This is a genomic window from Rhodococcus sp. WB1 (assembly GCF_001700945.1).
GTDB lineage: Bacteria > Actinomycetota > Actinomycetes > Mycobacteriales > Mycobacteriaceae > Rhodococcus > Rhodococcus aetherivorans.
Window position 1 is genome coordinate 3,593,780 of sequence record NZ_CP015529.1, and the last position, 25,690, is coordinate 3,619,469.

Here is a 25,690-nt window from a genome sequence, read left to right on the forward strand (position 1 = left end):
CTGCCGCCGGCGTGAAACTGTGGAAGAACGGGCCGGTTGTGGACAACTCACGTCCGGAGACGAGGGTCCCGGTCACCGCGGCCGGGTCGCGCCTGCGGCAGCACGAGTTCCGCCCCCGGCGCGCGGGGCACCGGGGGCGGAGGGAGACGGGCGGGGGTCCCGTCGCGTCAGATGTCGGAGATCGCCTCGAGCGGCGGCGTGCGTGCGGCACGGACGCCGGGCCACAGGGCGGCGAGCACACCGACCACGCCGGAACCGACGAGCATGGCGATCACCTGCCCCCACGGGACGGCGATCTTGTCGAGGCCCTGGTCGGCCAGCGTCCGGACGAAGCCCCAGCCGAACGCCAGGCCCAGCACCAGACCGACGACCGCGCCGAACACCGCGATGAGCATCGACTCGATGTAGATCGTGCGGCGGACCTGGACCCGCTGCATGCCGACCGCGCGGAGCATGCCGATCTCCCGGCGCCGCTCCACCACCGACAGGGCGAGGGTGTTGACGATGCCCAGGACCGCGATGACCACCGCCAGCGCCAGGAGCCCGTAGAGCACGGCGAGCAGCGTGTCGATCTGGGCGGCCTGCTGGCCCTTGAACTGCTCCCGATCGAGCACCTGGACCACGACGAACTGCTTGGTGGCGTCCTCGAGCGCCGTGCGGATCGTCTCCGGATCGCTGCCGGCCGCGGTGTTCACGAACACCACGAAGTCCGAGCGCGACGCAGGCGGGGTGAACTGCTGGTAGACCTCCTCGGAGACGACCCACGAGCCGAGCAACTGGTTGTCGGCGAAGATGCCGCTCACCGTCGTGCCGACGTCCTCGCCGTCGCGGCTGGTGAGGGTGACCGCGTCGCCGACCTTCCAACCCTTCTCGCCCGCCGTGGTCTGCGACACCAGCAGGTCGGTGCCGGCGACGTCCTCCCGGCCCTCGGTGACGTCGACCTCGAGCACGTCGCCGAGGGGGCCGGACAGCGCGACGCCGAACGTGTCCTCGTCGCCGATGCGCGCCGGGACGCCGTGCATCGCGATGGTCTCCTCCACGCCCTCGGCCCGCGCCGCCGCGGCGGCGGCCCCCACGGGCACCCCGATCATCTGCGGTCCGGTGAGCATGAAGTCGGACTTGACGCCGGTGTCGACGAGCGAGTTGACGCTCTCCTTGGCGGACGCGCCGAACACCCCGATCACCGACACCAGCATCAGACCCAGCGTGAGCGCGAAGGCGGTGGCGGCGGTACGGCGGGGGTTGCGCACCGCGTTGGTGCGGGCGAGCCGGCCCACGGCCCCGAACGGGCGGGCGAAGACCGCGCCGAGCCCCGCGACGAAGGGCCGCGACAGCGCGGGCGCCGCGAGCAGGACCGCGATGATCAGGGCGAAGGCCCCGACGCCGACGGTGGAGGCCGCGCCACCGCCGGTGCCCTGGGCGCCGACGACGACGGTGACGGCACCGGCCACGGCGGCGACGGCTCCGATGACGGTCCGCAGCCGCAGCGACTCGACGGTCGCGGTGGACTCCTCCCGCATGGCCGCGACCGGCGGGACCTTGCTCGCGCGGCGGGCCGGCGCGTAGGCGCTGACCACGGTGACGACGACGCCGATGAGCAGGGCCACGAGCACGGTCCGCGGCGCGAGCTGCAGCGGGCCCGAGGGCAGGCCGACGTCGAACGCGTTGAGCGCGGAGCGCAGCCCGTAGGCCAGGGCCACGCCGCCGGCGATGCCGAGGGCACTGCCCACGATCCCGACGACCAGTGCCTCGAGGTTCACCGACCGGCCCACCTGGCTGCGGCTCGCCCCGATCGCCCGCAGCAACGCGAGCTCCCGCAGTCGCTGCGCAACGATCATCGAGAAGGTGTTGTAGATGATGAAGGTGCCCACCAGCAGCGCGATCGCGCCGAACGCGAGCAGGAAGTAGTTCAGGAAGCTCAGCGCCTCCTCGATCTCGGTCTTGATCTCCTCGCTGACCTCGGCGCCCGTCTGGACCTTCTGGCCGGGCACGGCGGCGGCGATGCGGTCCCGCAGCTCGTCCGCGGGCACACCGTCGCCGGCGACGTCGATGTACTGCACGTGCGTGCCGTCGGTGAACAGGGTGCGGGCCTGGTTCTCGGTGAACATCGCCCCGACGTAGCCGCCGGTGTCGGTCTCGACGTCGTAGATGCCGCTGACCGTGACCGGGACGATCCCGGCCGAGGCGGCGAGGATCTTCGTCGGGTCCCCGACGGACAGTCCGGCACGCTCGGCGGCGCTCGAGTTGAGCGCGATCTCGCCGTCGACGGCGGGCGGTTGTCCGGCGACGAACTCGTTGGGGTCGCCGAGCTGCTGGTCGGGGGGCAGGTAGGCGGTGCCCTCGCTGGGGGCGCCGCCGGTCTGGATGGCCGCGCCCTCGGAGTCGAGGACGATGACCGGCCCACCGAACGCCGGCACCACGGTCCGCACGCCGGGGACCGCGGCGACGACGGCGACGTCGGAGTCGGGGACGCCGCTCGCGCCCTGCTGTTCGCTGCTGACGCGGACGTCGACGCCCTTGGCGGCGTCGGCGAAGATGCTGTCGAATGTGCGCTGCAGGGTGTCGGTGAAGACGAAGGAGCCGGTGACGAACGCGGTGCCGAGCACCACGGACAGGACGGTCAGCAGCAGCCGCACCTTGTGGGCGGCGAGATTGCGCAGGGCAACCCTGCGGATGGGATTCGCGCTCATGATCGGCTCGCCCTACTTCGCCGTGGGAACGGCGACGGCGTCGAACTGCTTCATCCGGTCGAGGACCGAGTCGGCGGTCGGGTCGCGCATCTCGTCGACGATGCGCCCGTCCGCGAGGAACACCACCCGATCCGCGTAGCTGGCCGCACGCGGATCGTGGGTGACGATCACGACCGTCTGCCCGAACTCGTCGACCGCGGCCCGCAGGATCGACATCACCTCGCCCGAGGAACGGGAATCGAGGTTGCCGGTGGGCTCGTCGCCGAAGATGATCTCGGGCCGGCCGGCGAGCGCGCGGGCGCACGCCACGCGCTGCTGCTGACCGCCGGACAACTCCCCGGGCCGGTGGTCGAGCCGGTCGCCGAGTCCCAGGCGGTTCACGACGGTGTCCAGCCATTCGCGGTCGACCTTGCGGCCGGCGATGTCGACGGGCAGCGTGATGTTCTCGAGTGCAGTGAGCGTGGGCACCAGGTTGAACGCCTGGAAGACGAAGCCGATGCGGTCGCGCCGCAGCTGCGTCATCTGTTTGTCCGACAGGTCGGTCAGGTCCGTGTCGCCGAGGACCACCGAACCGGACGTGGCGGTGTCGAGGCCGGCGAGGCAGTGCATCAGCGTCGACTTCCCCGAACCCGAGGGACCCATGATGGCGGTGAACTCCCCCGCCGCGAACTCCGCGTTCACCCCGTCGAGGGCGTGGACGGCGGTCTCACCGGTTCCGTAGATCTTTCTCAGGTCGATTGCGCGCGCGGCAGTGGCGGTGTGGGCTGGCATGCCCACCATCTTCCTGACTTTTCCGACAGGGCACCATCGGGGACGTCCCGGATTCCGCGCCGGACGGTTCTCAGGGTGCGCCCGGTGACGTCCCGGTGAGGTTCTCCTGCGTCGCCGCCGGGCGCTACCGTCGAGACCATGCGGATAGGAGCACACGTCCGGCAGGACGACGATCCGATCGGCTGCGGCGAACGCGTCGGCGCAGACCTGGTGCAACTGTTCCTCGGCGATCCCCAGCAGTGGACGAAGCCGGGCCCGCACCCCCGGGAGGAACAGATCCGCGATTCCGACGTCGCGGTGGTGGTGCACTCCCCCTACGTGATCAACGTGGCCAGCACGAACAACCGGCTGCGGATGCCGTCGCGCAAGGCCGTGGCCGAGCACGCCGAGGCGGCCGCCCGGATCGGCGCCTTCGGCCTGGTGGTGCACGGCGGCCACGTCCGGTCCGGCGAGGAGGTCGCCGCGGGCGTGGAGAACTGGCGCAAGCTGTTCGAGCGACAGGAGGACAAGGGCGGGTTCGCGGTGCCCGTCCTGATCGAGAACACCGCCGGGGGCGAGTTCGCGATGGCCCGGCACGTGGATGCGATCGCGCGGTTGTGGGATGCCGTCGGCGACTACGACGTGGGCTTATGCCTCGACACCTGCCACGCGTGGGCGGGCGGCGAGGACCTCGTCGACGTCGTCGAGCGGGTACGGGCCGCGACCGGCCGGATCGATCTGGTGCACCTGAACAATTCCCGCGACGGCTTCGGCTCCGGCCGGGACCGGCACGCCAACATCGCCGCCGGCACGATCGACCCCGGCCTGCTGGTGGCGGTGTGCCGGGCCGCGGACGCGCCGATCGTCCTCGAGACCCCGGCGGAGGGGATCGCCGAGGATGTCGCCTACCTGCGCGAACTGCTCGGGTGAGGCACGCCTCCCGGAGACCGGGCCGTCACAGCCGTAACATCTTGCTCATGAAGCACGCCCGGATCGCCTTCGCCGTCACCGCCGCCGCGCTGGTACTTGCGGGCTGCTCGGACGCCGACAGCCCGGCACCGTCCGCGTCGGCGAGCACCGCCACCTCCACGATCTCGTCGGGGTCGGGGTCCGCCGACTCGTCGCCGACCCCCGAGCCCGCGCCGACCGACGCATCGGACAAGACGTCGCCCGCCTCGGCCGGCGCGAAGCTGACCGTCACCGACATCCGCACCGGCCGGCACGAGAACTTCGACCGGGTCGTGTACGAGATGGGCGGCACCGGCACCCCGGGGTGGCGCGTCGGATACGTCGACCGGGCGGTGCAGGACGGCAGCGGCAACGACGTGGCCGTCGCCGGCGGCGCGATCCTGCAGGTGCTCATCGACGGGTCCGCGTATCCGTTCGACAGCGGGGTCGAACCGTACTCCGGCCCCAACCCGGTGCTCGCGCAGCCGGGCGGCTCGGTCGTCGAGGTCAACGGCTCCGGCGTCTTCGAGGGCGTGACCCAGTCGTTCGTCGGCGTCGCGGAGCCGAACACGCCGTTCGCCGTGTACGCGCTGACGAACCCGACGCGGCTGGTCGTCGACGTCGCTCGCTGATCGGGCGGCTCAGGCCCGGCCGGGCGGGAAACCGCCCGTCGCGACCGGACCCCAGTCCTCGACGGTGATGCGGATCAGCGACTTGCCCTGCGTGCGCATCGCCTCCCGGTACTCGTCCCAGTCGGGGTGCTCCCCGGCGACGGCGCGGAAGTACTCGACGAGGGGCTCGACCGAGTCCGGCAGGTCGATCACCTCGGCGGTGCCGTCGACCTGGACGTAGGGCCCGTTCCAGTCGTCGGAGTGGATCAGGATCGACACGGCCGGGCGGCGGCGGATGTTGACGACCTTGGCGCGTTCCGGGTAGGTCGCGATCACGATGCGGCCGGCGTCGTCCAGCCCGCACGTGACCGGGGACATCTGCAGCCGGCCGTCGGACCGGGTGGTGACCAGGGTGCCGCGGTGGCGCGGGCGGACGAATTCGAGCAGCCGGTCGCGGTCCACGCGGTCCGCCGTTGCGATCTTCGGTGCCATGCTCCGACCCTACGTGCGCGGCCGTGACGACGGGCCCTGTCGGAGGTCACGTGCAGAATCCGGTGGCGGGTTCTACACGAACGGGCAGACTCGGTGCCGGCCTCGCGAGCCCGCAGCAGTCCGCGCACCTACGCTTGACCTCGAGTCCACTCGAGGTTCTACGGTCGGGCGACCGACTTCAGGAGGCTCCCGCATGAGCATGGAAGTGACCGCGTGGAACGCGATGTACAACGCGATGCACGCGCAGAGCGACCGGCGTCCGTTCTCGCGCGCCAGCCTGCGCCGGATCGCCGAGTTCGCCCGCCCCCACCGCCGCAACATCGGCATGTACCTGCTGCTGAGCGTGGTGATCGCCGCACTCGGCGTGGCCACCCCGGTCCTCGCCGGCCGGGTGATCGACGCCATCGTCGACCGCGCCGACCTCTCGGTGATCACGTGGCTGGCGGTGCTGATCGCCGCCATCGCCGTCGTCGAGGCCGGGCTCGGCATCCTGAACCGCTGGCTGTCCGCGAGCATCGGCGAGGACCTCATCCTCGACCTGCGCACCACCGTGTTCGACCACGTGCAGCGCATGCCCATTGCGTTCTTCACCCGCACCCGCACCGGCGCCCTTGTCAGCCGGCTCAACAGCGACGTCATCGGCGCCCAACGGGCGTTCAGTGACACCCTGTCCGGCGTGGTCGGCAACCTCGTCACCCTCGCGATCACGCTCGTGGTGATGATCGGGATCTCCTGGCAGATCACGTTGCTCGCGCTGTTACTGCTGCCGATCTTCGTGGTGCCCGCCCGGCACATGGGCGTGCGGCTGGCGCGCCTGAATCGTGAAGCGGCCAACCACAATTCGGTGATGAGCACCCAGATGACGGAGCGATTCTCCGCGCCCGGCGCGACGCTGGTGAAGCTGTTCGGCCGGCCGTCGCAGGAGTCGTCGGAGTTCGCCGTCCGCGCCCGCCGGGTGCGCGACATCGGGGTGAAGACGGCGATGCTGCAGTCGGTGTTCGTCACAGCCCTGACCCTCGTGTCCGCCCTCGCGCTGGCCCTCGTCTACGGCCTCGGCGGCTTCTACGCGCTGCGCGGCCAGCTCGAGCCGGGTGCCGTCGTGGCGATGGCGATGCTGCTGACGCGCCTGTACTCGCCGCTGACGGCACTCGCGAGCGCCCGCGTCGACGTGATGAGCGCGATGGTGAGCTTCGAGCGGGTCTTCGAGGTGCTCGACCTGCGGCCGCTGATCGAGGAGGCCCCCGACGCCCGCCCCGTCCCCGACGGCCCGGTCGCCGTCGAGTTCCGGCACGTGGATTTCGCATACCCCGCCGCCGACAAGGTCTCGCTGGCGTCGCTGGAGGAGGTGGCCACGCTCGACACCCGCGGCGGCGCACCGGTCCTGCACGACGTGAGCTTCCGGGCCGAGCCCGGGCAGATGGTGGCCCTGGTGGGCTCCTCCGGCGCCGGCAAGTCCACGATCGCGCAACTGGTGCCGCGGCTCTACGACACCGACTCCGGATCCGTGCTGCTCGGCGGGGTCGACGTGCGCCGGCTCACCACCGCGTCGATCCGCGGGACCGTCGGCATGGTCACCCAGGACGGGCACCTGTTCCACGAGAGCGTGCGGGCGAATCTGCTCCTGGCCCGCCCGGAGGCAACCGAGGACGAGCTGTGGGAGGTGCTGGGCCGGGCCCGGCTCACCGACCTGATCCGCTCCCTGCCCGACGGCCTGGACACCGTCGTCGGCGAGCGCGGGTACCGGCTCTCCGGCGGTGAGCGCCAGCGGCTGACCATTGCGCGGCTGCTGCTCGCCCACCCGCGGGTGGTCATCCTCGACGAGGCCACCGCGCACCTGGACTCGACGTCGGAGGCTGCCGTGCAGGAGGCGCTCACGGAGGCGCTGGCCGGACGGACCTCCGTGGTGATCGCACACAGGTTGTCCACGGTCCGCGCGGCGGATCTGATTCTCGTGGTCGAGGCCGGACGCATCGTCGAGCGCGGCACCCATTCCGAGCTGCTCGCCGCCGGCGGGCGTTACGGCGAGTTGTACCGCACCCAGTTCGCCGATTCAGGACCGCGGGTGTCCGCAATGGCTCCCACACTGGGCGCATGACGACGAACGAGACCGATCTGCTGCTCCTGCTTCTCGACAATCAGCGCGCCGCGTTCCGCAACGCACTGTCCGGCCTGACCGAGGACCAGGCGCGCAGCGTGCCCAGCGCCTCCGCGATGAGCCTGGCGTCGCTGTTGAACCATGTGATCGACGGCGAGGTCGCCGCCGCCGACCGCATCGCCGGGACGCAGAGCCGCGAGCCGGACCCGGTGGCGGCGTGGACGGCCGGGTGGGCGCTGCGCGACGACGAGACCGTCGCGGATCAGCTCGCCCGGCTCGACACAGTCGCGGCCCGCTTCGCCGACGTGCTGCGGGCGGACCCGGACCTGGGCCGGGTGGTGGAACTGCCGGCGGACATCGCCCGATGGCTGGACCAGGGCGTGCCGCTCTCCGTGCGGTTCCTGGTCCTGCATCAGATCGAGGAATGGGCCCGGCACGCCGGCCACGCCGACATCATCCGCGAATCCGTCGACGGCGCCACCGCCGACGTCCTGGCCGGCAGGGTCCGGTACCCGGCGCCGGCGAACCCGGACGACGCCCCGCCGGCGCGATAGGCTCGCCGTAGGCACCACTGCCGGGGCGCCCCGGCGCCGTCGCCGCGAGATCCTGGAGGCCGTCGCGTGACCGGACAACAGACCAGCACGGGAGCTGCGGGCGCTGCCCAGCACCCGATGTTCGAGAAGGTGGCGCGGGTCGGACAGGCTGCGAGCGGGGTCGTGCACCTGCTGATCGCCTACATCGTCGTCCAGGTCGCGTTCGGCGATCCGGCCAGTGCCGATCAGTCCGGTGCCCTCGGCGAGCTCGCCGCCCAGCCCGGCGGCCGGATCGTCCTGTGGATCCTGGCCGTGACGCTCACGGCGCTGGCACTGTGGCGTCTGGTCGAGGCCGCAGTGGGCAAACGTTCGGACGTCGAGAAACCGTCCGCCCTGGACCGGGTCAAGACCGTCGGCGTCGCCGTGGCGTACCTGGCGCTGGCACTGGCCGCGTTCCAGTTCGCGCGAGGCACCGGCAAGTCGAGCGGTGAACAGAACGCCGGACTCAGTGCCCGCTTGATGCAGTCCGGAGGCGGCAAGGTCCTGCTCGTCGCGGCCGGGCTGGTGATCATCGGAATCGGCGCCTACCACGTCTACAAGGGCGCGGCGAAGAAGTTCCTCGACGACCTGCACCGGGCGCGGTTGCCCCGGTACGCCGAGCCGCTCGGCGCCGTCGGGTACGTCGCGAAGGGCCTGGCGATCGCCGGCGCCGGCGTCCTGGTCCTCGTCGCGACGTTCACCGCCGATCCGTCCAAGGCGACGGGACTGGACGGTGCCCTCAAGACGCTGGGCACCGCCCCGTTCGGTCAGATCCTGCTCGTCGCGGCCGGCCTCGGTATCGCCGCGTACGGCGCGTACTGCTTCGTCCTCGCGCGGTACGGGAAGATGTGAGCCCCGCCGCTGTGCTCAGTCGCGCCCGCGGTGGCCGCCGCTGTGCTCAGTCGCGCCCGCGGTGGCCGCCGCTGTGCTCAGTCGCGCCCGCGGTAGCCGCCGCTGTGCTCAGTCGCGCCCGCGGTAGCCGCCGCTGTGGCCGCCCGAGCCGTGTCCACCGGACTGCCCGCGCTCGCCGGAGCGTTCACGGAATCCGCGGTTCGGCTTGTCGCCGAACCGGTCGCCGCGCCCACCGAAGTCCTTGTTGCGGCCGCTGCGATCGCCCCAGTCCTTCTTGCCGCCGTACTCCTTGCGCTCACCCTGACGGCGTTCGCCGCGGTCGTCGCGCTGACGGTAGGTCGACGGCCGACCCGCCGGTGCGCCGCTGTCGGGCTGCAGCTGGATGAGCACCCCGGAGATGCGGGTGCCGCGCAACGCCTCGAGCGTCTCCGGCGACAGGTCCTTCGGCAGCTCGACGAGGCTGTGGTCCGGGCGGATGCTGATGTGCCCGAAGTCGCTGCGGCGCAGGCCGCCCTCGTTGGCGATGGCGCCGACGATCGCGCCGGGCACCACCCGGTGCCGCTTACCCACGGCGATGCGGTAGGTCGCCATTTCCTGCCCGTCGCGCCCGACGCGTGACGCACCGTCGTCGTCGAACCGGCGCGGCGGCCGCTCCCGCGGCTCGCGTTCCCGCCGCGGCGGCGCCACGGGCTCGGGTTCGGCCTCCATGAGGAACGACTCCCCGTCGCGGGAGAGCACGGCCAGCGCTGCCGCGATGTCGGCGAGGGGCACGTCGTGCTCGCGCTCGTAGTCCTCGACGAACGTGCGGAACAGCGACAGGTGATCCGACGTGAGCGCCTCGGTGATCGAATCGTTGAACTTCTCGACGCGCTGGGCGTTGACATCCTCCACCGACGGCAGCTGGATCTCGGTGAGCGGCTGCCGGGTGGCCCGCTCGATCGCCTTGAGCAGATGCCGCTCGCGGGGGGCGACGAACAGCAGGGCGTCACCGCTGCGCCCGGCGCGGCCGGTGCGGCCGATGCGGTGCACGTAGGACTCGGTGTCGTGCGGGATGTCGTAGTTCACGACGTGGCTGATGCGGTCGACGTCCAGACCGCGGGCCGCCACGTCCGTCGCGACGAGGATGTCCAGCGCACCGCTCTTGAGCTGGCCGATGGTGCGTTCGCGCTGGGCCTGCACGATGTCACCGTTGATCGCGGCGGCCGAGAAACCGCGGGCTCGCAGCCGCTCCGCGAGGTCCTCGGTGGCCTGCTTCGTACGGACGAAGAGGATCATCGCCTCGAACTGCTCGACCTCGAGGATCCGGGTCAGGGCGTCGAGCTTGCGCTGGTGCGACACGAGCACCCAGCGCTGGGTGATGTTCGCCGACGTCGTCGTCTTCGACTTGACCGTGATCTCGACCGGGTCGTGCAGGTACTGCTTGGACAGCCGGCGGATCGCGCCCGGCATGGTCGCCGAGAACAGCGCGACCTGCTTGGTCTCCGGGGTGTCGGCGAGGATCCGTTCGACGTCCTCCTGGAAGCCCATGGTGAGCATCTCGTCGGCCTCGTCGAGCACGAGGAACTCGAGCTCGGAGATGTCGAGGGTGCCCTTGGCGAGGTGATCGATCACACGTCCGGGGGTGCCCACGATGACGTGCGCGCCACGGCGCAGCCCGGACAGCTGCACGCCGTAGCTCTGGCCACCGTAGATGGGCAGCACGTGCAGACCCGGGATGTGCGCCGAGTACTTACCGAAAGCCTCCGCGACCTGCAGGGCGAGCTCACGGGTGGGAGCCAGGACCAGTGCCTGGGGCCGCTTCACCGCGGTGTCGATCCGCGACAGGATCGGCACCGCGAACGCGGCGGTCTTGCCGGTGCCGGTCTGCGCGAGACCGACGACGTCGCGCCCCTCCAGCAGCGGCGGGATGGTGGCCGCCTGGATCGGCGACGGGGTCTCGTAGCCCACATCCGAAAGCGCTTGCAGCACACGGGCGTCGATGTCCAGATCGGCGAACGTGGGGGTAGCGGTGTCGGCTTCGGGGTCTTGCACAGTATCACTCATTTGACCTGCAGTTTATCGGATGGACGGCCATGACCCTTCCACAGCGCCGGACAAGGGTCCCCGACCACCCTATCCGGACGCCGCATCCGGTGCCGTCGCCGCCACGTGGCGGGCCCACAGCCGCAGCGCCGGCCGCACCGGCGGGTACTCGAGCCCGTGCCGGCGCGCGAGGGCGGTGGCGGGCGCCGTCGGATAGGTGTCGGCGCTGAGAAAACTCAGGGTCTCCTTCTCCGCCCCGGTCAGGCGGGCCGGCAGAGCCCACAGCGCCGCGACGGGTATCCGCAGTCGCGGCGCGGCCACCCCGAGTTCGTCGGCGACCAGCGCGACCAGCTCGGGCAGCGGCGGCGTGGCGTCGTCGAGGACCCAGTAGGCCCGCCCCGCCGTCTCCGGGTCCCGCGGCATCAGCGCCAGGAAGCGCGCGAGGTGGTCGATGGTGACGACGGGCAGCACGGTGCGCCGCGAGCCGGGCACGGCGCGCAGCTGCCCGCGGGCGAGCTGCACGACCAGCTCCGCGAGACCCAGGTACTGATCGGCCTCCCCGGTCCGGGAGTCGCCGATCACCGTTCCGGGGTTGACCACCGTGAGGGGGACCCCGAGCTCCGCGGCGAGTGCACGCACCACCGCGTCGGCCTCGATCTTCGACGCCTCGTACGCGCCGAACCTCCGGTAGATCCGGCGCCGGTACCGGGGCGGCCACGGCGCCGGCACGGCCGGGTACGCCGCGACGCGGTATCCGCTGACGTGCACCAGCCGGCGCGCGCCGGCAGCGACCGCGAATCGGGTGATCTTCTCGGCCAGAACCACATTCACCTCACGCGCCGCCCGGGCCGTCATCCCGAAGGCGAACGCGGCGGCGAGGTTGTAGACGTCGCGCACGTCCGCCGCCACGGGATCCAGGACGAGCTCGACGGAGCCCGGATCGAACACGTGGACCGAGAGCCGGTCCAGCGGCACCCCGCCGGACACGAGCCGGTCGCGCAGCCGCGCCCCCGACTCCGCGGTCCGCACCGCCGCGACGACGAGGTCGTCGCCGTCCGGGTCGGTGAGCAGTTCCCGCAGCAGGCCGCGGCCGATGAACCCCGTCGCGCCGAAGACCACCGCGGCGCTCATCGCGCGGATCCGAGGAGGTCGAGCGCGACGGCACGGGCGTCCACCAGAGGGGACACGTCGTGCCGGGCACGGGCGACGGTGGTCGCGCCCTCGACGAGGCTGACGATCACCCCGGCGAGTCGGGCGGCATCGGGCATCCCGTCGCGGGCGAGCACCCGCTCGAGGACCACCCGCCACGACTCGTAGACGCGGGCGCAGCTCTGCTGCAGAACGGGGTTGTCGGTGGCGGCGTCGACGGCGACGGAGGCGACGGCGCAGCCGGCCGCGAACCCGGATCGCCCGAGCCGGGCGGCGAGGTCGTCGAACACCGCGGCGACGATCTCGGCGGCGGTCCGCCCCTCGGCCAGCAGCGCCTCGAGCAGGCCGGTGAACTCCGCGCCCACCCGGTCCAGCGCCGCCACGACGAGCTCGTCCTTGCCGCCGGGGAAATGGAAGTACACCGAGCCCCGGGGCGCACCGGAGGCGTCGGTGATGCGGGCGAGGCCGGTGCCGTGGTAGCCGCGGGTCTGGATCAGCTCCAGCGTGGTGTCGATCATGCGCGCCTTCGTGCGTGCTCCCTTGGTGGTCACGGCAAAATAATAGACCGGTCTACATATTTCTGTCGACATCGCGAGCCCTCCGCCGGACGGGCCACGTGCGACGGGGGGCACACTGAACCGGTTCCACTCTCGACAGACGAAAGGACCTTCCGGTGCCGGAGCTCGTCAGCATTCCCACCCACTGGTACAACATCGCGGGAGATCTGCCCGACGCCCCGCCGCCGCACCTGCATCCCGGCACCAGGGAACCGGTCACGGCCGCCGACCTCGAACCGCTGTTCGCCGCCGGCCTGATCGAGCAGGAGCTGTCCACCGAGACCGACATCGCGATCCCCGAACCCGTCCGGGAGGCGTACGCGACCTACCGCACCACGCCGCTGCTGCGGGCTCGGTCCTTCGAGCGCGCACTCGGCACCCCCGCCCGCATCTACGTCAAGTACGAGGGCGTGAGCCCGGTGGGCAGCCACAAGACGAATTCGGCTCTGGCGCAGGCGTATTACAACTCCCTCGACGGCGTGAAGAAGCTGACGACCGAGACCGGCGCCGGCCAGTGGGGCAGCGCGCTGTCGTTCGCATGCGCCAAGTTCGGCATCGATCTCGAGGTGTGGCAGGTGCGCGCCTCGTACGAGTCCAAGCCGTACCGCCGGCACCTCATCGAGGTGTACGGCGGCACCGTGCACTCGAGCCCGTCGGAACTCACCGCGTCCGGCCGCAAGGTGCGCGCCGAACAGCCGGACACCCCCGGCTCGCTGGGGATCGCCGTGTCCGAGGCCGTGGAGGTCGCCGCCGGCGACCCCGCCGCCCGGTACGCGCTCGGCAGTGTGCTCAACCACGTCGTGCTGCACCAGACCGTGATCGGTCTCGAAGCCGTCGCCCAGCTGCGCGCCGCCGGCGAGGAGCAGGCCGACGTCGTGTTCGGCTGCGCCGGCGGCGGCTCCAACCTGGCCGGCCTGTCGTTCCCGTTCCTGCGCGAGGTGCTGCACGGTCGCGCCACGACGCGGGTGGTGGCCGCCGAGCCGGCCGCGTGCCCGTCCATCACGCAGGGCGAGTACCGCTACGACCACGGCGACATCGTCGGCCTCACCCCGCTGCTCAAGATGCACACCCTCGGTCAGGACTTCATCCCCGACCCCATCCACGCCGGCGGGCTGCGCTACCACGGCATGGCGCCGCTGCTCAGCCACACCGTCGAACTGGGATACGTGCAGGGCACGGCCGTCGCGCAGACCGACGCCTTCGCGGCGGCCGTCGAGTTCGCCCGCAGCGAGGGCATCGTGCCCGCCCCCGAGTCGGCCCACGCCCTCGCGGCGGCCGCCGAGTACGCGCGGACCGTGACCGGGCCCGAGGTGATCGTGATCGGACTGTCCGGGCACGGGCAGCTCGACCTGCCGGCCTACGCCGCATACCTGCACGGCGAGCTCGGATAGCGCCGGAGCGTGTCTTCCTCCCCTGTGACGGGGAGGAAGACACGCCGAGGAACTCTGTGATGCAACACACGCCCGGTCATCAGCGATACACCTGTGGAACCGCTCCACCGCGCCATGTCACCACCGGGAGGCCCCGATGCCCGACGCAGCCGACAACCTGGCCCTGCGCCTGCTCGACGCAGTGCACCGCACCCGAGGCGTAGATCCCGGGATCGTCACCGATCGCTACCGGGCCTACAGGGCCGCCCAGGGCGCGGACGCCGGCCGCGACGGGATCCGCGCGCTCCTGCGCACCTTCGAGGAGACCGGCGGCAGCGCCCAGTGGGCCGGCAAGGTCGGCCACTACCGTCGCCGCTACAGCCCCGACGAGGCCCCCATCGCCGCCGACACCGTCGAACTGGCCGCCGAGGTCCTGTACCGGCACGGCGTCGACACCATCGACGACCTCGCCGGTACGGACGACACCACCCTCGCCGGCGAGTGGCAGCGGCGCGGCGGCGACGCCTCCACCTGGCAGCCGCTCCTCGACGCCCTGCGGCCCGCCCGAGCCCTGCACACCGTCGCCTGAGCCCTGCACACCGTCGCCTGAGCGGGCCCGGATCCGGACGCAAACCCGCCCGGGCCGCCCGCCGCCGGGCGCATACTCGACCTATGCGTTATTCCGGCCGTCCGGAGGCCGGGCGGCGGCTGGCCCGCTCGGTCGCCCACCTGCGCGACGCGAACCCCGTGGTCCTCGCCCTCCCACGCGGCGGCATCCCCGTCGCCCGCGAGGTGGCTCGCGCCCTCGACGCCCCGCTCGACGTGCTCGTCGTCCGCAAACTCGGGGTGCCGTGGCAGCCGGAACTCGCGATGGGCGCCATCGCCGAGGGCGGCTTCCGCGTGCTCAACGAGGACGTCATCCGGATCGGCCGGGTGGCCGAGGACTCGATCGCACGGATCGAGGCCCGTGAACGCACCGAACTCGACCGTCGCGCCCGGCTGCTGCGCGGCGGCAAGGAGCGCACGTCGCTGTCGGGACGCACGGTGGTCCTCGTCGACGACGGCATGGCCACCGGCGCGACCGCAACCGTCGCCTGCCTGGCCGCTCGGGAGTCCGGTGCCGAACGGGTGGTGCTGGCGGTGCCCGTGGCGTCCCCGGAGGCGGCGCGTCGCGTGGGCGCGGTGGCCGACGAGGTGGTGTGCCCGTTCACGCCCGCGGACCTGGGCAGCGTCGGCGCCGCATACGACGACTTCCATCAGCTCTCCGACGACGAGGCCGCCCGGCTGCTCGAGCCCGCCTGAGCACGCACCCGCGCACAACGGTTGTCCGTGTCCATCATTAACAGGTATCTTCACAGGTCAGAGCGAAAAGGCTACAAATCGGGCACCCCCGTTGCTGCGTTTTCCGTCCTCGTGTGATGCAATGCACATCCACCAGTGAAAAATTGATGGAGGGGTCACCGTGAGAGAGTTTGCCGTGCCACAGTCGTTCTCGATTCCCGAGGACGCATCGATGGCGGACGCCGTCTTCCGGCACGAGAAGGAGTCGCCGACCTGGGTGCCGTTCGAGCGCAGGGTCGACGGCCGGTGGGTCAGCGTCACCGCCGCCGAGTTCGCCGCACAGGTCCGCGGGGTGGCCAAGGGCCTGATGGCCTCCGGGATCGAACTCGGCGACCGGGTCGCGATCCTGTCGAGCACCCGCTACGAATGGGTCCTCATCGACTACGCGATCTGGGCCGCCGGGGGCTGCACCGTCGCGATCTACGAGACCTCCTCGGCCGACCAGGCCCAGTGGATCCTCGAGGACTCGGGGACCTCGCTGCTGGTCGTGGAGAACGACAACCACGCGCGGACGGTCGCCGCCGTGGCCGAGGCCGCGCCGGCCCTGCGCGAGGTCCTGCAGATCGAGGGCGCGGCGGGAGCGAAGGGCGCCGTCGACGAACTGATCGCGCGCGGCGCCGCGATCACCGACGCGCAGCTCGAGGAGCGGCGCCACCAGGTGCGTGCCGAGTCCCCCGCCACCCTGATCTACACATCGGGCACCACCGGCCGCCCCAAGGGTGTGCAGCTGACCCACAGCAACCTGTGGGCCGAGGCGGCGGCCGTCAAGCTCGCCCTGCCGAACTCCATGGTGAGCGGCAAGCGGACCCTGCTGTTCCTGCCGCTCGCGCACGTGTTCGCCCGCGAGATCTCGTTCGGCGCGTTCGAGCACGGCGTCACCGTCGCGCACACCTCCGATCTGACCACGCTGCTCGACCAGCTCGGCGAGTTCAAGCCGAATTTCATCCTGTCGGTGCCGCGCGTGTTCGAGAAGGTCTACAACTCGGCCAAGCAGAAGGCGTACGACGGCGGCAAGGGCCGGATCTTCGAGAAGGCCTCCGATACCGCCATCGCGTACAGCGAGGCGCTGGACAAGGGCAGGCCCGGTCTGGGCCTGAAGATCAAGCACGCGGTGTTCGACAAGCTGGTGTACAGCAAGTTGCGCGCGGCCCTCGGTGGCGAGTGCGAGCAGGCGGTTTCCGGCGGCGCCGCCCTCGGCGCGCGCCTGGGCCACTTCTTCCGCGGCGTCGGCATCCCGATCTTCGAGGGCTACGGCCTGACCGAGACCACCGGTGGCGTCACCATCAACACCCCCGAGCACCAGCGGGTGGGCAGTGTCGGCCGGCCGGTCAACGGGCACGCCGCGCGGATCGCCGAGGACGGCGAGCTGCTGCTCAAGGGCCCCGCGGTGTTCGGCGGCTACTGGAAGAACGAGAAGGCCACCGCCGAAGCGATCGTCGACGGCTGGTTCCACACCGGTGACATCGGCAAGATCGACGAGGACGGATTCGTCCACATCACCGGCCGCAAGAAGGAGCTCATCGTCACCGCCGGCGGCAAGAACGTCGCCCCGGCCGTGCTCGAGGACGCTCTGCGGGCGCACCCGCTGATCAGCCAGGTCATCGTCGTCGGCGACGCGAAGCCGTTCATCGGCGCGCTGATCACCCTCGACCCCGAGGCCCTGCCCGGCTGGAAGGAGCGCCACGGCATTCCGGCCGACGCCCCGGTGTCCGAGCTGTTGAAGAACCCCGACCTGATCGCGGAGATCGACGCCGCGGTGGCCGAGGGCAACAGGAAGGTCTCCAACCCCGAGCAGATCAAGAAGTACCGGATCCTCGAAGTGGACTTCACCATCGAGACCGGCGAGCTGACCCCGACGCTCAAGCTCAAGCGCAACGTCATCCACGAGGCGCACGGCACGGCGATCGAGGCCATCTACTCGTAGGGCCACGCCCATGGTGAGCGAATGTATCCTTCATCTCCTCTGATCGAGTGAGGGATACATTCGCTCACTGTTGTTGGGGGGCCGGCACTTCGGTCACGGTCCGGACGAACTCGGCGACGTCGCGCGTCACCGTGCGGTGCACCGGTTCGTGCAGCAGGTCGTGGCCCGCGTCGGGGTACTCGCGCAGGTCCAGGGCCGGGATCGTCCGGGCCCAGGCCCGCACGGGGTCGATCGGGGCCAGCCGGTCGTCGGCGCCGTGCACCGCGAGCAGCGGGATGCGAGCCCCCGCGAGGATCTCGGCCGTCGCGGGCACGGCCGCCGAGCGCGGCGTCCCGCACAGCACGGCGCCACGGAAGCGGCCGGCGTCGGTGCGCAGCAGCGTGAGGGCGGTCGCCGCGCCGAGCGAATGCCCCATCACCACCAGCGGCATCCCCGGCTCGGCACGGTCCGCCACCTCCGCGACGCGCAGCAGGTCCCCAGCCAGGTCGTCGAGGACGCCCGGTTCGCCGGGGCTGCCCTCGGACAGACCGTGCCCGGCGAGATCGATGCCCCACAACGCGATGCCGTGCGTCGCCAGGCCCGCCGCGAAGCGGTGGTAGTGGCCGGTGTGCTGACGCATCCCGTGGGCGAAGACGACGGCGGCCGCCGCGCCGTCGACGGGCCAGTGTCGGTAGTGGATACGGCCGGTGCTGCCGTCGAAAAAGGGCATGCGGTCATTGTGCGCCGGTGCACAATCGCGGGATGACACCGACTACCGCCGCCGAGCGCAGTCGAGCCGAGGGGCGTGCCGCCCGCAGCCGCGTGCCCCGCGGTGCGCACGGCGAATTCCGTTGCCCCGACCGCGACCCCGTGGCGATCTTCGAGCAGCAGAACCGCACCCGGCTGCCGGAACTGGTGCCGATCCGGTACGAGCGGATGACGGAGTCCCCGTTCGCCTACTACCGCGGCAGCGCCGCCGCGATGGCGGCGGACCTGTCCACCGAGGCCGTGACGGGACCGCACGTGGTGGCCTCGGGCGACGCCCATCTGGCGAACTTCGGCCTGTACGCCTCGCCGGAGCGACAGGTCCTGTTCGATCTCAACGACTTCGACGAGGCGTATCCGGCGCCGTGGGAATGGGACGTCAAGCGGCTGGCCGCCTCGGTATGGCTGGCCGGCCGTCACACCGGCTGCACCGAGCAGCAGTGCCGGGACGCGACCCTCGCGACGGTGTGCTCGTACCGCGAGACCATCCGGTTCCTGTCCGGCCTGACGGCCACCGAGCGGTTCTACTTCCAGGTCGACGCGGAAGAGATCGAGCAGGCGTCGCGGAATCCGGAGGCGATACGAGCCGTCGTGCAGAAGGCTCGCAGCCGCACGTCGGAACAGGTCCTGAGGAAACTGACGGTCACCACGGCCGACGGCGTTCCGCGCATCGTCGACCAGCCCCCGATCGTCCGCCACCTCGACATCGGGTCACTCGACGCCATCGAGCGGATCGTCGCGTCCTACCGTGCGACGGTGCGGGCGGATGCCCAGCTGCTGCTTTCCCAGTACCGCGTCGTGGATTTCGCGATGCGGATCGTGGGGGTGGGCAGCGTGGGCACCCGGTGCTTCCTCGTCCTGCTGCTCGGCCCGGCCGACGAGCCGCTGTTTCTCCAGGTCAAGGAGGCCGGGCGGTCGGTGTTGGAGACGCACGGCGGGATCCGGGAGACCCCGCACCGGGTCGAGGCCGACCTCATCGCGCACGGCCAGGGCGCCCGCGTCGTGGGGGGCACAGCGGATCCTGCAGGCCCACTCGGATCCGCTTCTCGGCTGGATCACCGGCGTCCCCGGCGCCGACGGCGTGCGCCGGGACTTCTATGTCCGTCAGTTCCGGGACATGAAGGGATCGGTACAGTGGGAACGGCTCAGGCCCGCACAATCGGAGCAGTACGGCCGGCTGTGCGGAGCGCTGCTCGCCCGCGCCCACAGCCAGAGCCCGGACGGCGCGTTCGTCGCCGGGTATCTCGGCCGCGGGACGGTGTTCGACGAGGCGGTGGCGCGGTGGTCCGCCGCCTACGCCGATCGCACGGAGCAGGACTGGAAGGCGTTGTGCACCAGCGCGGCACCGGCGTAGCTCACCAGCAGTGTCCCTCGCCGCGATAGGTGGGGACGGTGGTGCGGGTGCCGCCGGCGTCGACGAGATGCAGGTGCGCGAACCGCTCGCACAGCTCCCCCGCCTTGGCATGCCGCAGCCACACGCGGCCGCCGACGGGCAGGTCTGCGGCGGCGCGGCCGGTGACCGGGGTCTGCACCTCGCCGGCACCCTCGGCGCGCAGCAGCCGCAGTCCGGCGGGCCGCACCGGCCGCGGTACCCGGGACGGACCCGTCGGGCCGGAGGCGATGTAACCGCCACCGAAGAGCGTGGCGATGGTGGGACTGGGCCTGCGCACCGTGGGCAGCGCGAAGTACAGCGCGGGCCGCGGTGTGAAGGCCCGGTATCGGTCGAACAACGTGGGCACGTAGAGGCCGGAGCCGGCGGTGACCTCGGTGACGACCGGGTCCGCGGAACTGATCTCGAGCGAACCCGTGCCGCCGCTGTTGACGATCTCGAGGTCGCCGACGACGGCGCGGACGGCCCCGACGACGGCGCTGCGACGGGTGGCCAGCTCGGCGGCCGACCGGCGCTTGATCAGGCGGACCGCGAGCGACGTGTCGGGCAGACCGGCGATCTGCGCCTCGTAGAACATCACTCCGACGACGGCGAAGCCGGCGGTCGTGGCGCAGCGGGCGAGCTGCCCCACCTCGTCGGGCGTGCGCAGCGGCGAGCGCCGCACGCCGAGGTGCACCGGCCCGAGCCGCAGCGACGCATCCACGTCGAGGCACACGCGGGGCCGCACACGGGCGGTGCCGAGGGCGTCGCGGACGATGCCGAGCTGGGCGGCGGAGTCGACCATGAGGGTGACGGCGTCGAGGGCGTGCGGCCGGCCGGCGAGTTCGGCGAGCGCGGCACGGTCGACGGTCGGGTATCCCAGGAGCACGTCGCGGGCGCCGCGCTCGACCAGCCAGAGCGCTTCGCGCAGCGAGTACGCCATGATCCCGCGGAAACCGCCGTCGGCGGTGAGGCCGGTGCCGAGCACCTCCTCGAGGACCGTGCGGCACCGGACGGACTTGCTCGCCACCCGCACGGGCGTGCCCCCGGCGCGACGGACGAGGTCGGCGGCGTTGCGTCGGAGTGTGGGAAGGTCGACGGCCGCGAGCGGCGGGTCCAGGTCGGCCGTCGCGTCGTGGAGCCGGTCGAGGGGGTGGGTCACGGCGGGGGTCCAATCCACGGCAGGTCGGGTCGTCGCGGCCAGTCAAGCACCGACTTGGACCTGTGTCCAGGTTCAGGTCGTTTCCACGGCCCGGCCGGCGACGATCGCGGCGATGTCGTCGAGTTCGGTGACGATGGCGTCGCTGTCACGATCCACCAGCCACCGCAGGACCAGGCCGTCGAGCATGGCCAGCGCCAGGCGCGCGACGGTCGAGACCGGCTCGACCCACTCGGTGCCGGTGCGGGCGGCGCACTCCTCGAGAAATGCCTGGGCCTCGACGTCCATGATGCGGTACTGCTCGGTGGCGATGTTGCCGCCGAGCGGCTCGCCGGCGGCGCGGTGGCGCAGCGAATAGGTGGTGATCTCGTAGGTGAGCAGCTGACGGTCGGCCGTCGCCTCGATCGTCGGCCACATCGCAGTGATCCCGGCGTAGAGCAGCTGCCGCAGCCCGCGCGGGCCCTGCGGGTCCGGCCCGTTCTGCGGGAGAGTGAAGGCGGTGCGCAACGCCTGGCTGAGCTGGAGCACCAGCGTCTCCCCCATCGCGGCGACGAGGGCTTCCTTGCTCTCGAAGCAGTAGTGCACCACCCCGAGCGATACGCCGGCGTGCTCGGCGACGGCACGCACTGTGACGGCCCCGAGACCGCCGCCCTCGGCCAGCGCGAGGGCGGATTCGACGAGTTGGGCTCGACGTTGGTCCGCCGGCAACCGGTTCAGCATGCCTCCGATCGTAGAACCCGGTCCGGATCCGTCGGCCCCTATTGACCTGGACGGTCGTCCAAGTCGATGATTGCCCCATGGCCACCGACCGTCCCGCAGCCACCTGGCGCAACTGGGCGCGCACCGAATCCGCGACGCCGCGCGCGTACGAGACTCCGGAATCCCTGGACGAGATCGCCGCCCTCGCCGCACGCGCATCCGAGCGGGGCCTGCGCGTCAAGGCGGTCGGGGCGGGACACTCGTTCAGCGGCGTCGCCGTCACCGACGGCGTGCTCGTCTCCCTCGACCGGTTCACCGGCATCGAGGACGTCCGGCCCACCTCCGCCGGTGCGCTCGTCACCGTGCGGGCCGGCACCCGGCTGCGGGATCTCAACCGGCTCCTGTGGGATCAGGGTCTGGCCGTGCCCAACCTCGGGGACATCGACGTGCAGTCGCTCGCCGGCGCGATGTCCACCGGCACCCACGGCACCGGCGCACGATTCGGGGGCCTCGCCACCGTCGCCCGCGCCGCCACCGTGGTGCTCGCCGACGGTTCCGTCGTGCACTGCTCCCCCGACGACCACCCGGAACTCTACGAGGCCGCCCGTCTCGGCCTCGGCGCCGTCGGCATCCTCGCCACGATCACACTCGAGTGCGTGCCCGCCTTCGCGCTGCACGCCGCGGAAGCGCCCGGCACGCTGCACGACACCCTCGCCGTGCTCGAGCGCGACCGGCTCGCCGTCGACCACTTCGAGTTCTACTGGTTCCCGCACACCGACCGGGTGCTCACCAAGCGCAACACCCGGCTGCCCGCCGACGCGCCCGGCGCCCCGGTGGGCCGGGTACGGGGCTTCGTCGACGACGAGGTGCTCGCCAACGGCATGTTCGAGGTCGTCCAGCGCGTCGCGACCCGCGCCCCCGCGACCATCCCGCGGCTCAACGAGTTCGCCGCCCGGACGCTGTCGCCGCGGGAGTTCGTCGACCGCAGCTATCGCGTCTTCGCCTCCCCGCGCCGGGTCCGGTTCCGGGAGATGGAGTACGCCGTACCCGTCGGCGCGGTGACCGACGTGCTCACCGAGATCGATGCGTGGCTCTCCCGCAACGACTTCCGTGTCGCTTTTCCCGTCGAGGTACGCTTCGCCGCCGCCGACGACGTGTGGCTGTCGACGGCACACGGCCGCGACAGCGCGTACCTCGCCGTGCACCAGTACCACCGGCGCGAGCACCGGGCGTACTTCGATGCGGTCGAGGCGATCGCCCGCGCCGTGGACGGACGGCCGCACTGGGGCAAGATGCACGGCCGCAGCGCGGCCGACCTGCGCACGACGTATCCGCGCTTCGACGACTTCCTCGCCGTCCGCGACCGCGTCGACCCGCAGCGCACCTTCGCCAACCCGTACCTGGACCGCGTGCTCGGCCCGTAGGCCGCGGGCTAGCCGAAGGACGCCGCGATCGAATTGCGCGCCAACGTCTCCCGCTGATCGGACGTGAGCCCGAGCCGATCGCGCAGCGCCGCGAACGTGTCGTCGACGTACCCGCCGAAGTACGCCGGATCGTCGGAGTTGACGGTCACCAGCAGGCCCGCCTCGAGCATGCGCGGCAGCGGATGCCGCTCGAGCGAATCCACCACGCGCAAACGGACGTTGGACAGCGGACAGACCGTGAGCGGAATCTGCTCGTCCACGAGGCGCGTGACGAGGAGGGGGTCCTCGAGGGATCGGATGCCGTGGTCGATGCGTTCGGCCCCGAGCAGATCCAGTGCCTGCCACACGTATTCGGGCGGGCCCTCCTCTCCCGCATGGGCGACCGTGTGCAGGCCCTCGGCGCGGGCGCGGGCGAACACGTCCTCGAACAGCGACGGCGGATAGCCCACCTCCGCAGAGTCCAGACCCAGCCCGATGATCGGAGCCGACAGGCGCAGCAGCTCCCCGAACACCTCCTCGGCCTCGTGCACGGGCCGGTCCCGCACGACGGAGGCGATCATCGCCGCATCGACGCCGAACTCTCGCCGGCCCGCCGCGACGGCGTCCGCGAGGCCCTCGACCACCTCCGTCAGCGGCACGCCGCGGCTCGTGTGCGCCTGCGGGTCGAAGAAGAACTCGGCCCGCGTCACGCCGGCCTGCGCCGCCCGGCGCAGGTACGCCCGCGCGAGATCGGCGAAGTCCTCGGCCGTCCGCAGCACCTGCATGTTCGCGTAGTACAGGTCGAGGAAGGACTGCAGATCGGTGAACTCGTACCGGCTGCGCAGTTCCGCGAGGTCGGCGTACGGGAGCGCGACCCGGTTGCGCTCGGCCAGAGCGAAGATCAGCTCCGGTTCGAGAGTGCCCTCGATGTGGACGTGCAGTTCGGCGAGCACGATCCTCCTTCGTCGACGCGTCCCTTCCGCGGCCGCGCGGAAGGGACGCGGGTCGTCAGCGGCCCTTCCAGACCGGGGAACGCTTCTCCGCGAACGCCGTCGCGCCCTCGCGGGCGTCCTCGGACACGAACACCGGGCCGACGATCTCGCGTTGCCTGTCGAAGGCCTCGTCCGCCGGCCAGTCGGCGGCCTTGGCGATGACCTCCTTGGTGGCCGCCACGGCGAGCGGGCCGTTGGCCGTGATCCGTTCGGCGAGGGCCAGGGCACCCTCCAGCGCGCCGCCCGGCTCGGTGAGAACGTTGACGAAGCCGTAGCCGTGGGCCTCCTCGGCGGTGAACGCGTCGCCGGTGAGGGCCAGTTCCATCGCCTTCTGATACGGGATCCGGGTGGGCAGGCGCAGCAGGCCGCCGCCCGCGGCGACGAGTCCGCGCTTGACCTCCGGGATGCCGAACCTGGCGTCCGCGGCGGCGACCACGAGATCCGTGGCGAGGACGAGTTCGGTGCCGCCGGCCAGCGCGAAGCCCTCGACGGCGGCGATGATCGGTTTGCGCGGCGGCGCCTCGGTGAAGCCGAGGCCCTTGCCCGGCACCGCGACGTTCTCCCCGGCGACGAACGCCTTGAGATCCATGCCGGCACAGAAGTTGCCACCCGCACCGGTGAGCACGCCCACGGACAGGTCGGGATCGGCGTCGAGTTCGTCGACGGCGGCGGCGAGGGCGTGGCTGACGGCCGCGTTGACGGCATTGCGGGCCTCGGGCCGGTTGATGGTGATCACCAGGATTCGACCGCGACGCTCGAGCAGGACCTCGTCGGACATGCGCGCACACCTTTCACAGGATTCGGTTGCCGACCGCGCGTACCGCGGTCCATTCGCTTATACCGCAACCGAACCCGGCGGCGGCGGACCGGCCGTACCGCCGTGTCACGACACCCGGACGGCGACGGGCGTGACGAAGCCGTCCCCGTCGATGTGCACCTGGTCGCCGGTGTGGAACCAGCCGTCGTCGAAGGTCTCGGCGGTCGATTCCGGGTCGTTCCAGTAGCGGCGCGCGACGCTGGGACCGCGGCACAGCAGTTCGCCGACGCCTTGATCGGCGGCCGGGCCGAGGAGCGCGACCTCCATGCCGCCGAACGGAACTCCGACGCTGCGCGGGTGCGCGGCCCGCTGATCGGTGGGCAGCAGCAGCCCGATGCCGCCGGTTTCGGCCACCCCCCAGCCGCGTACGCACCTCGCCGCGGGGAACGACGCGCGCAGGTGCCGCCACGGCACCCGCACCCCCCGGGCCCCGGCGGCGACGACGGTGCCGCCGGCCGCCAGGGTGGGCAACAGCTGCACGGCGCTGCCCGCCGCCGTGGACAGCGGTGCGGTGAGCACCGTGCGCGCCCCCTCCGCGGTCAGGTCCATCGCGTGCACCACGGCCTCGATCGTGGAGAGGATGTTCTCGTTGGTCAGCTCCACCCCGTGCAGTCCCCCGCCGCGTTTGCGCACGTAGTACAGCACCGCGAGCTCGTCCGGCGCGGCGCCCTCGTCCAGGAACGCCACCCCGTCGGGCAGCTCGCCGTCGAGGGTCAGGACGGCGCCGCTGTCGTCGGCGATCCACTCGAGTTCCGGATCGCTGCACGTCGGATCCGGCAGCACCGGCACCCCACCGGCGAGGACCACCCCGAGAAACGCGTACAGCCAGCGGAACCCGTTCGGATAGTGGACGACCACCCGGTCGGCCGGGCCCACGCCCTGATCGAGCAGTCCACCCGCCACCCGTGCCGCCGACGACCACATCTGCCCGTAGGTGAGGGCGTTGCCGGCCCGGTCGACGGCGGCGACGCGGGCTGAGTGCCGCAGCGCGCTGCGGTCGAGCAGCTCGGCCAGGCACGGCTCGAGGTCCTCGTACCGCAGGACACCGTCCAGTCGGCGACTGACACGCTCGTCACGGAACCACCCCGCTGCGCACGAAACCCGGACCACCGCCACCGACATCGTCACCTCCGC

General features: G+C 71.8%; 23 protein-coding genes and 1 pseudogene. 12 read left to right on the forward strand and 12 right to left on the reverse strand.

What is annotated here, in order from left to right:
• Positions 1-167 precede the first annotated feature (167 nt).
• Entirely contained in the window at positions 168-2,690 is a 2,523-nt protein-coding gene (locus tag A4U64_RS15815; RefSeq protein ID WP_006938647.1) for an ABC transporter permease, read from the reverse strand.
• A gap of 12 nt (positions 2,691-2,702) precedes the next feature.
• On the reverse strand, positions 2,703-3,461 hold the full coding sequence (locus A4U64_RS15820) for an ABC transporter ATP-binding protein (protein ID WP_029542537.1): 759 nt from the start codon (positions 3,459-3,461) through the stop codon (positions 2,703-2,705).
• Between the two features lie 138 nt (positions 3,462-3,599).
• Here A4U64_RS15820 and A4U64_RS15825 point away from each other — a divergent pair, with 138 nt between their 5' ends.
• Both A4U64_RS15825 and A4U64_RS15830 read left to right on the forward strand, forming a co-directional pair.
• On the forward strand, positions 3,600-4,370 hold the full coding sequence (locus A4U64_RS15825) for a deoxyribonuclease IV (protein ID WP_065922808.1): 771 nt from the start codon (positions 3,600-3,602) through the stop codon (positions 4,368-4,370).
• Positions 4,371-4,417: 47 nt separating this feature from the next.
• Positions 4,418-5,020 (forward strand): AMIN-like domain-containing (lipo)protein, encoded by a 603-nt coding sequence (locus tag A4U64_RS15830; protein WP_006938664.1) that lies wholly within the window; start codon positions 4,418-4,420, stop codon positions 5,018-5,020.
• 9 nt (positions 5,021-5,029) lie between these two features.
• Here the strand turns inward: A4U64_RS15830 and A4U64_RS15835 are convergent, their stop codons facing one another.
• Positions 5,030-5,491: a PPOX class F420-dependent oxidoreductase gene (locus tag A4U64_RS15835; RefSeq protein ID WP_006938665.1), complete on the reverse strand. Its 462-nt coding sequence runs from the start codon at positions 5,489-5,491 to the stop codon at positions 5,030-5,032.
• A gap of 193 nt (positions 5,492-5,684) precedes the next feature.
• Here A4U64_RS15835 and A4U64_RS15840 point away from each other — a divergent pair, with 193 nt between their 5' ends.
• The 3 genes from A4U64_RS15840 to A4U64_RS15850 all read left to right on the forward strand — a co-directional run bounded on the left by A4U64_RS15840 (position 5,685) and on the right by A4U64_RS15850 (position 9,010).
• Positions 5,685-7,586, forward strand: a complete 1,902-nt coding sequence (locus A4U64_RS15840; protein WP_006938666.1) for an ABC transporter ATP-binding protein — start codon at positions 5,685-5,687, stop codon at positions 7,584-7,586.
• Positions 7,583-8,140 carry a mycothiol transferase gene (locus tag A4U64_RS15845; RefSeq protein WP_065922809.1) on the forward strand — a complete coding sequence of 186 codons (558 nt, stop codon included), beginning with the start codon at positions 7,583-7,585 and terminating at the stop codon, positions 8,138-8,140. Before A4U64_RS15840 ends, A4U64_RS15845 begins: the two co-directional genes overlap by 4 nt.
• Positions 8,141-8,206: 66 nt before the next feature.
• Positions 8,207-9,010, forward strand: coding sequence for a DUF1206 domain-containing protein (locus A4U64_RS15850; protein ID WP_006938668.1), 804 nt, complete (start codon positions 8,207-8,209; stop codon positions 9,008-9,010).
• A 108-nt stretch (positions 9,011-9,118) separates the two neighbouring features.
• Here A4U64_RS15850 and A4U64_RS15855 read toward each other — a convergent pair whose 3' ends face one another.
• The 3 genes from A4U64_RS15855 to A4U64_RS15865 all read right to left on the reverse strand — a co-directional run bounded on the left by A4U64_RS15855 (position 9,119) and on the right by A4U64_RS15865 (position 12,732).
• The gene (locus A4U64_RS15855; protein ID WP_084648652.1) at positions 9,119-11,053 is read right to left on the reverse strand and encodes a DEAD/DEAH box helicase; all 1,935 of its coding nucleotides are present in this window, start codon (positions 11,051-11,053) and stop codon (positions 9,119-9,121) included.
• A gap of 69 nt (positions 11,054-11,122) precedes the next feature.
• Entirely contained in the window at positions 11,123-12,163 is a 1,041-nt protein-coding gene (locus A4U64_RS15860; protein WP_065922811.1) for an SDR family oxidoreductase, read from the reverse strand.
• Positions 12,160-12,732 (reverse strand): TetR/AcrR family transcriptional regulator, encoded by a 573-nt coding sequence (locus A4U64_RS15865; RefSeq protein ID WP_084648653.1) that lies wholly within the window; start codon positions 12,730-12,732, stop codon positions 12,160-12,162. Before A4U64_RS15865 ends, A4U64_RS15860 begins: the two co-directional genes overlap by 4 nt.
• A gap of 122 nt (positions 12,733-12,854) precedes the next feature.
• Between A4U64_RS15865 and A4U64_RS15870 the strand changes: the two genes are divergently transcribed.
• The 4 genes from A4U64_RS15870 (at position 12,855) to A4U64_RS15885 (ending at position 17,373) form a co-directional block, all read left to right on the forward strand.
• Complete coding sequence (locus A4U64_RS15870) at positions 12,855-14,129, forward strand: TrpB-like pyridoxal phosphate-dependent enzyme (protein WP_006938673.1); 1,275 nt, start codon at positions 12,855-12,857, stop codon at positions 14,127-14,129.
• A 136-nt stretch (positions 14,130-14,265) separates the two neighbouring features.
• Positions 14,266-14,697, forward strand: a complete 432-nt coding sequence (locus A4U64_RS15875; RefSeq protein WP_006938685.1) for a hypothetical protein — start codon at positions 14,266-14,268, stop codon at positions 14,695-14,697.
• An 83-nt stretch (positions 14,698-14,780) separates the two neighbouring features.
• Positions 14,781-15,410, forward strand: a complete 630-nt coding sequence (locus A4U64_RS15880) for a phosphoribosyltransferase (protein WP_065922813.1) — start codon at positions 14,781-14,783, stop codon at positions 15,408-15,410.
• 160 nt (positions 15,411-15,570) lie between these two features.
• Positions 15,571-17,373 carry an AMP-dependent synthetase/ligase gene (locus tag A4U64_RS15885; RefSeq protein WP_065922814.1) on the forward strand — a complete coding sequence of 601 codons (1,803 nt, stop codon included), beginning with the start codon at positions 15,571-15,573 and terminating at the stop codon, positions 17,371-17,373.
• Between the two features lie 64 nt (positions 17,374-17,437).
• Here A4U64_RS15885 and A4U64_RS15890 read toward each other — a convergent pair whose 3' ends face one another.
• Positions 17,438-18,082: an alpha/beta hydrolase gene (locus tag A4U64_RS15890; protein ID WP_065922815.1), complete on the reverse strand. Its 645-nt coding sequence runs from the start codon at positions 18,080-18,082 to the stop codon at positions 17,438-17,440.
• A gap of 206 nt (positions 18,083-18,288) precedes the next feature.
• Between A4U64_RS15890 and A4U64_RS15895 the strand changes: the two are divergent.
• Positions 18,289-19,041: pseudogene (locus A4U64_RS15895) on the forward strand (DUF2252 family protein); the annotation flags it as partial.
• Positions 19,042-19,171: 130 nt separating this feature from the next.
• Positions 19,172-19,471, forward strand: coding sequence for a DUF2252 family protein (locus A4U64_RS29015; RefSeq protein ID WP_250638188.1), 300 nt, complete (start codon positions 19,172-19,174; stop codon positions 19,469-19,471).
• Between the two features lies 1 nt (position 19,472).
• Here A4U64_RS29015 and A4U64_RS15900 read toward each other — a convergent pair whose 3' ends face one another.
• Together A4U64_RS15900 and A4U64_RS15905 are read right to left on the reverse strand one after the other, a co-directional pair.
• Complete coding sequence (locus A4U64_RS15900) at positions 19,473-20,648, reverse strand: amino acid deaminase/aldolase (RefSeq protein ID WP_065922816.1); 1,176 nt, start codon at positions 20,646-20,648, stop codon at positions 19,473-19,475.
• A 72-nt stretch (positions 20,649-20,720) separates the two neighbouring features.
• Positions 20,721-21,365 (reverse strand): TetR/AcrR family transcriptional regulator, encoded by a 645-nt coding sequence (locus A4U64_RS15905; protein WP_029542519.1) that lies wholly within the window; start codon positions 21,363-21,365, stop codon positions 20,721-20,723.
• A gap of 77 nt (positions 21,366-21,442) precedes the next feature.
• Between A4U64_RS15905 and A4U64_RS15910 the strand changes: the two genes are divergently transcribed.
• Entirely contained in the window at positions 21,443-22,768 is a 1,326-nt protein-coding gene (locus A4U64_RS15910; protein WP_065922817.1) for a D-arabinono-1,4-lactone oxidase, read from the forward strand.
• A gap of 8 nt (positions 22,769-22,776) precedes the next feature.
• On the opposite strand, the gene A4U64_RS15915 is transcribed toward A4U64_RS15910, so the two are convergent.
• The 3 genes from A4U64_RS15915 to A4U64_RS15925 form a co-directional block, all read right to left on the reverse strand.
• Positions 22,777-23,700 (reverse strand): adenosine deaminase, encoded by a 924-nt coding sequence (locus A4U64_RS15915; protein WP_029542515.1) that lies wholly within the window; start codon positions 23,698-23,700, stop codon positions 22,777-22,779.
• Positions 23,701-23,755: 55 nt separating this feature from the next.
• Positions 23,756-24,517, reverse strand: a complete 762-nt coding sequence (locus A4U64_RS15920; RefSeq protein WP_006938704.1) for a crotonase/enoyl-CoA hydratase family protein — start codon at positions 24,515-24,517, stop codon at positions 23,756-23,758.
• 105 nt (positions 24,518-24,622) lie between these two features.
• A complete protein-coding gene (locus tag A4U64_RS15925; protein WP_029542511.1) occupies positions 24,623-25,678 on the reverse strand; it encodes a class I adenylate-forming enzyme family protein in 1,056 nt (351 codons plus the stop codon).
• Positions 25,679-25,690: the final 12 nt, after the last annotated feature.